Source organism: Cupriavidus sp. UYPR2.512 (assembly GCF_000379565.1).
Taxonomy (GTDB): Bacteria; Pseudomonadota; Gammaproteobacteria; order Burkholderiales; family Burkholderiaceae; genus Cupriavidus.
Genome location: NZ_KB902910.1, coordinates 1 through 6,507 on the forward strand (window position 1 = coordinate 1; position 6,507 = coordinate 6,507).

5 protein-coding genes and 4 pseudogenes are annotated in these 6,507 nt (G+C 60.9%); 5 read left to right on the forward strand and 4 right to left on the reverse strand.

Translation table 11 applies throughout. The features are described from left to right. Nucleotides 1-251, forward strand: a pseudogene (locus A3A5_RS44625) (transposase); the annotation flags it as partial. Between the two features lie 575 nt (nt 252-826). Here the strand turns inward: A3A5_RS44625 and A3A5_RS44630 are convergent. Next, nucleotides 827-1,062: pseudogene (locus A3A5_RS44630) on the reverse strand (H-NS family nucleoid-associated regulatory protein); the annotation flags it as partial. Beyond that, nucleotides 1,049-1,849, reverse strand: a pseudogene (locus tag A3A5_RS38160) (KfrA protein); the annotation flags it as partial. The pseudogenes A3A5_RS44630 and A3A5_RS38160, both read right to left, overlap by 14 nt. Nucleotides 1,850-1,994: 145 nt before the next feature. Between A3A5_RS38160 and A3A5_RS0110560 the strand changes: the two are divergent. Together A3A5_RS0110560 and A3A5_RS0110565 are read left to right on the forward strand one after the other, a co-directional pair. Then, nucleotides 1,995-2,903 carry a TIR domain-containing protein gene (locus tag A3A5_RS0110560; RefSeq protein WP_018310548.1) on the forward strand — a complete coding sequence of 303 codons (909 nt, stop codon included), beginning with the start codon at nt 1,995-1,997 and terminating at the stop codon, nt 2,901-2,903. Between the two features lie 102 nt (nt 2,904-3,005). Then, entirely contained in the window at nt 3,006-3,767 is a 762-nt protein-coding gene (locus tag A3A5_RS0110565) for an adenylate/guanylate cyclase domain-containing protein (RefSeq protein ID WP_018310549.1), read from the forward strand. Here the strand turns inward: A3A5_RS0110565 and A3A5_RS43170 are convergent. Both A3A5_RS43170 and A3A5_RS0110570 read right to left on the reverse strand, forming a co-directional pair. Further along, nucleotides 3,730-4,188, reverse strand: coding sequence for a hypothetical protein (locus tag A3A5_RS43170; protein ID WP_157637184.1), 459 nt, complete (start codon nt 4,186-4,188; stop codon nt 3,730-3,732). The genes A3A5_RS0110565 and A3A5_RS43170 overlap by 38 nt on opposite strands. A gap of 670 nt (nt 4,189-4,858) precedes the next feature. Further along, nucleotides 4,859-5,455, reverse strand: coding sequence for a hypothetical protein (locus A3A5_RS0110570; protein ID WP_018310550.1), 597 nt, complete (start codon nt 5,453-5,455; stop codon nt 4,859-4,861). Between the two features lie 238 nt (nt 5,456-5,693). Here A3A5_RS0110570 and A3A5_RS0110575 point away from each other — a divergent pair, with 238 nt between their 5' ends. Further along, nucleotides 5,694-5,942: a hypothetical protein gene (locus A3A5_RS0110575; protein ID WP_018310551.1), complete on the forward strand. Its 249-nt coding sequence runs from the start codon at nt 5,694-5,696 to the stop codon at nt 5,940-5,942. 105 nt (nt 5,943-6,047) lie between these two features. Then, nucleotides 6,048-6,507: pseudogene (locus A3A5_RS43175) on the forward strand (transposase); the annotation flags it as partial.

A 6,507-nucleotide genomic window follows, 5' to 3' on the forward strand; every position in this document is an offset into this window, starting at 1 on the left:
CTCTATGCTGCTTCAGCGCCGTGCAGGAACATGAGATTGACTCGAACTATCGGATCATCCGAACCTACGCCATCACCGCTCTCAAACCTGTCCTGCCAGCGGCGCTACTGGGACTGCGCTGGGCCAAGGCTGCGCTGAATGAGACCTTGGCCTTGATCGCAACACGTACCCATCGCGTGCGACCGGATCGCGCTAAACCACGTCCGCCTCGCCAGAAACCTCATCGACATGCCGCCTATAAGGCTTGCTGATGTCCTTATCTTGGGTGGATTGGGCCGGCTCCCCCCTAACTCGAGAAGAGTCGGGAAACGAAACTCACAGACCGCCTGCCTCAGGAAATTACGCTTGTATCGGTCTAGTTCGTCGAGCGGGCGACGACTAAGCCATCAGCCTTCCAAGTTGTAGACATTTTTCATATGGTGGAACGTCCTCAATGGGCCAACACGCTGATTTTGCCATGCTCTTTGCTGGGGAGGGCAAATTCACACAGCCACGAGCAACGGCCAAAGTTCATCCCTACTCCAGGGAAGGACCTATGGTATCAAGCGCGAAATGTGGAATCTGTGCGCCTCCTCCTAAAAGTTCAGCGAGGCCTCTAATCTTTCGGACAGTTTTCCCAGCCTCTCGTGGACCTCTCGATCGTAAGTATGCCGGTTGTAGCGCCCTGGGCACCTGGAAACATATTCCCGAGGAATCTGAGCATTGTGTGCGCCATACGCCACATGCCGTGCGTCGCCCAGCGCATGACAGTTAGCCGCGGCCCATTGGATTCCGGCCGAGTCTTGGAATACGGCTGATGCCGGGAGCACACGGTGATATGTGACACAAAAAACTCCACGGATTGCCCCGCATTAACCGCCCGCCGCAGCCAGGCGGGCATCTCCCCCTGCCCGTGCCAGCTCAGCCCCTCGGCGTTGCGGTGCCAGGCCACGGGCGTCGGGGGTGGCGGCGGTGGCGGCGGCTCGAAGCACCCCTGCCGCATCTAGCTGTTCCAGCGTCAGCCTCGGCCATTTGGCCCTGGCTCCAGCGGATCGCTGCCGTCCGCTCTGTTTTTGTGGTCATCGCTGCTATCAATGCTGTCGTGGCTGTCCTCCGGGTGAAGGGCCGGGGCCGATCCGGGCTGTGCTTCGCCCTGCGCTTCGCCCGCTTCATCCGGCGCCGCCGGGGCTTGGCCACCGGCCTTGCGCCGCCGCCCACGCCCGTCACCCCGTTCGTGCAGCGCCCCGCGCAATTCTTCCAGCAGCTGACGCGCGAGCGCCGCCTAAGCTTCGGCGCGCTCGGCGCGTCGTTGCGCTGCTGCCAGCTCGGTGCTCAGCCGCTCCCGCTCAAGGGTCTGCCGGCCTTGTGCCTGTTCGGTCGCGGCAAGCCGGTCCGTCAATGCAGCGGCCTGGGCCTCAAGCCGGGCGCGGACCTCGGCCTGCGCCACGGCGGCGTCGCGGGCCTCGCTGCGCGCTGCCGCCAGTTCGCCGCGCAATTCTTCCGCGGTGCGCTCGCTCTTCTGGCGGGCCGTGCGTTCCTGGTCGAGCTCACGCAGCGCGCGCCGCTCGCTCGCCTCGGCGCGCTCCTGCGCAATGCCTACCTGCTCGCGAGCGCGCTCGAGCTCCGTCGAGAATTGGGTGCGCAGTTCCGCCAGCTCGCGCCCCGCCGCCTCCAGTTCCCCCCGCCCCGCTTCCCAGCGCGCCCGCGTCGCGTCGTGCACCTGGCGCGTCTCGCCCAGCTGCGCCGAAAGCGCCAGCGCATCCTCGCGCGCGGCCGCAGTCTCGGCGCGCGCGGCGTCCCGCTCGGCCTCGGCCCCATTCGCCGCGTCGCGGGCTTCCAATTTGGCCAGGGAGTTGCGACCTGCATGATTGCATTGGCCTTCAAGACTGAAGGTCATGAGCAAGAAGTCTGGCGCATCCGACGAGCGTGGGGTGTTACCAGGGTCTTGTGCGTGTTAGCTTCGCACCTCGCCCGAGGGGGTGCCATCAAACGCACATCTAAAGACCCAAGAAACTATGAAAAATCGATTTACCGACAAGGCCGGCCGCCCGGAACTGGTGGAGTCGCTTGCGTTGCAACGCATGGTCGGGGCCAACATGCTGATGGCCGAAGCTTTGGCCGACATTGTCGATGTTTATGACGTGAATCCGGGTGAAACCATCATTGAGCAATTGGACGAGACGACCGACGTCTTCTTTGTCCTGGTAGGCGAGTTCGACGTACTAGTGAACAAGCGTCGCGTTGCCATTTGCCGCGAGCGTGAATGCGTTGGAGAGATGGCCGCGATAAGGCCCCAACCGCGCTCGGCCACGGTAACCGCAAAGGTCCTCAGCACGGTCGCGAAGCTGACTGCTGAGCAACTGACGGCACTGGGTTCGGAGTTTCCGGATATCTACCGCCATATTGCCAGGGACCTGGCCCGGCGTGTATCCGAGCGCAACCACCTGATTCCCGCAGTGCGCGATCGCGCCCGCGTCTTCGTCATCTGCTCGACCGAGGCGCTGGCGGTTGGTCGAGCCATCACCGCGGCTGTGGAGCATGACAAGTTCGACGTCAAGCTATGGACTGACGGTGTCTTTAAAGTCACGAACTACACACTTGAGGATCTGGAACGCGAACTCAACACATCGGACTTCGCCATTGCCATCGCGCACCCAGATGACAAGTTGACATGGCGGGAGGAGGACTGGCCAGCGCCACGGGACAACGTTGTGCTGGAGCTCGGCATGTTTATTGGGCGGCTCGGCCGCAACCGCGCCATCCTCATGGAGCCGCGCGGGACGAAGGTAAAGCTTCCAAGTGACATGGCCGGCATTACTACTGTTGGCTACAAGCTAGCTTCGGGATCAGAAATCGACTCCGCCTTGGCTCCCGCCATCGAGAAGGTGCGACGACACATCGAATCAGTCGGGGTAATCCGGTAACTGCGCCTGGAAATCTGGCGCCGGGATTGGCCACAACAAGGCGACCGCTGCATCCACGCAAACGGATGCAAGGCAGCGCCACGACCGCACTGAAAACAAGAAATGCTTACCACATCGCAAAAACAGGAAGTAAAGAAGGCGGTTGTACTCGGGCTCGACAACGCCGAAAAGACTTGGAAGAAGATAGGCAGCGAGCTTCTGAAGGAGGGATACGCGTTTGACCATGCCATAGAGGCACACTTAGAGCCCTCACGCATCCCCGGGCACCCTTTGGTATCTGACAACAATCCGGTTGTCGAGGAGTTCGTCGCGGTGATGGTGGACATGCGGGATTCCTCGAAGCATCTCAAGACAAGGGTGAACGGCATCGCAATGGAGGGTATCCAGCGAATCTACTTCGAGACATCCGCTCTCTTGCCCGCCGTCGCAGTGACGACGGGCTTCAGGGAAGGCGTTGTCACTGAGTACCTTGGAGACGGCGCGCTCGTGCTCTTCCCAGTTCAGGTCGGTGACCGCCCGAAGTCGGTGCGTGCTGCCTACCAGGCTGCGCGAGACTGTGTCGACGACGCCCGGGCCATCATCAATGAAGAGCTCTATCGCCGATACAAGCTTCCATCCATCGACCTTGGCGCAGGTCTTTCGCTCAGCAAAGCACTAGTGACACTGGTTGGCACGCCCGGCAATCTTCAGCCCAAAGCCATTGGCGAGTGTGTTTGGGAGGCTTCGAAGCTAAGCGGTGGGAGGAATGCTGTCTTCGTGGCTGAAGGTGTCAAGAAAGCGTGGCCTGCGACACAGGGGGGAACGCTACGCTTCCTTCGCGAGACTGTTAAGGGACTAAGCGGCTACAAGGTGTTGACGCAATAGCCCACTGGAGCGCGACGCTGGCATTCCCCGCACCCGCGTCCGACGGGGTCAGTAGTAAACCCTCGTCGCGCTCGCTGGGGTGGCTTTGATTTTGGTGCAATTTACGACGGTTTGCGAACCTAGGTTTGGTGCGGGCTTTTTTGTTGATGACCGGAGAATCCACCCGTGCGTTGGCGATGCCCCAGAGCAACTCCAATACCCGGAAGTCTCGCGCAAACGCCCGCTCGCGCGATGTGACCGGCTCGTCTTCCAGGTGCCGCCGAAAGCAGCACAACGCGCTCAGGTAGGCCGGATGCAACGTCAGCACGGTGAACTGCGGAAAGAGCAGGTCCTGCAGCACGCCGCCAGGCCCACGGAATCCCAGCGGATCGATCGCCTGTGCGGCGCGCTCCAGCACTACGTATTCGGTAAATTTCATCATTGTCGTCTGCCGTACCCGGAGGATCTGGCTGGTGTGTCGCCGGCCACCGGGTCTTTCCTGATGATGGGATGCTGCACCACCACGTCGCATGCCAACGTTCCTCAACGGCGCCAGGACGCATGTGCTGGACCCTACCGTAGTGGGGCATGGCACCGTCGTTCGTCGCCAGATGCAGCAACGGCCATCGTAGATGCCGATCTGCGCATCGCGTGCGCAGATCCGGCTCCGGATTCTAGCCCGCTGTGCCGCGACAAAGTGCTGCATTAGGCTCATATGTCGGCGATCCGTTGCGGAATCTGAACTGCAGCGGACATGCTGAGTCTCAAATGTGGTTGTATAGCAAAGTAATCTTGGGTGATGACATTGCAATGCGGCGCTTGATCAATTATGATCATCGCACTGGAGTTGCTAACGCGTTCGCAATGCGGGTTGCTATGCATTCCAAGCCGTTTTTCAAATCCTCCCCCCTGCTGAGGTGAAAGCCGAAAGCCTGCGGGAGGTCCAGTCCGAATGGACCGGAAAGGCTTAGTTTATAGCGGGGTGTCCAGCTCCAAAAGCTAAGCGCCGCCTTGGCGACCTGCGCCGAGGTCCCACCGGGAGTGGGATATCCAAGAGAGGCCCCCGCGACCTATTCCTGAACGCCCCCTCTCCGCAGGGGGCGTTTACTTTTCTACTTCTTCTTGCCTTTCCCCTTGCCTTTGCCGGGCTTCGGCTCGGGCTCGCGATGGTCTCGATCCTCCCACTTGGCTGCCAAGATGCGCGAGACCTTGTACGATTTTTTCCGGAACGGCTTGTCGTATTCGATGTCCTCGGGGTACGCCGTTTCGACGCGAATCATAATGTGTTTCTGGTCGCCTTCAGACTTGAGCCGCTCCATTCGCAGTATCACGTTGTACTCAATCTTCGTAGGCGGTTCACCATCGACGTCGTCGACCAACTCCACCTGCAGAAAATTTCCACCGGCCGCCTGCCATAGGCTCGTCTCGCCCTGCAACAGGTCGATCAGGATTTGCGGCAAGTACGAAGACAGCCGATGGCGTTGCTCACAGAACATCCGTAGCTTCGCACCATCCTTGATTTCATGCCCGGTCGTCACCTGCTCGCCCGCGCGCGGCGTCCTGCTGTAGCAGTGGTTCGTGTACGAAACCCTCACCGGCACTTTGGCGATGTTGCCCCGCACCAGCACCGGGACAGTGTGCCTGGTGGGCGCAAGATGCGTGATGTCGTAGAACGCTTCTCCAACACGGATGAGAGTGGGTTCGATCATATGGACAGGTAGTGGCAGACGCGCATTATGCCTTTTGGCGCGCTCGTCTCCCGGCATTTCAACTGCCGCTTACCGCCACCACCTCCCACGGTCGTACGAAAGCAACATCATTTCCTGTTCGGCTACCTACCGTGCGCTTTGTTTTCGGTAAGAAATCGGGACTAGTTGGCGCCGAGCCCGTCGGAGAATCCCCTCACCGCCCAACGGTGAACGGCAACTTGAGGCAAGGAGAAGCATCATGGCAGGCAAAGGCAGTAGCGGTGGCAAGGGCGGATCGGCGGGCAAGGGCGGCGGCAAGATCGGCAAAGAGCAAGGTCATCAAGGCGGAGGCAAGCTTTCGCACATGACCCTGGCAGGGATCGATGACCGCTCCCGCTATCTCAACGATCAGAACGATGTTCTATTGGGCCCGGGGCTTGCTGGAAAGGCCCGCGACGGCCCCGGCACTGGCAAGAAGGGCAGCCACTTAAATGTACTTGAGCATTAGCCATGCCGCGCGAGAGGTGGTGCCGGAATTTCGGACAGCCGGAAAAGTGGAAGAGCTGGGGCCTGAGCCGGCCATAATGGCGGGCAGAAAGGACCTCTCAATAAGATGACGAAACGAAGCAGGCGGACCCACTCGGCGGGGTTGAAGGCGAAGGTAGCCCTGGCGGCCCTCAAGGGCGAAAAGACGCTGGCGGAGCTGGCCCAGCAGTACGACGTGCACCCCAGCCAGATCACAGCCTGGAAGCAGCAGTTGGTCGAACATGCGGCGGACTTGTTCGGTGGCGGCAAGGAGAACGCGGGCGAGCCGCCTGTGGATCTGAAGGTGCTGCACGCCAAGATCGGCCAATTGGCGCTGGAGAACGATTTTTTGTCCGGCGCGCTCAGCAAGGCCGGCCTGCTGAGCGCAAAGCGATGATCGACCGCGAGCACGCGCTGCCGGTGAGTCGGCNGGTCAGGCTGGTCGGCATTGCACGATCCAGCGCGTACTACCAGCCACAGCCAGTCTGCGAGGCCGATCTGGAGCGGATGCGCCGAATCGACGAACTGCATCTGGAGCATCCCTTTGC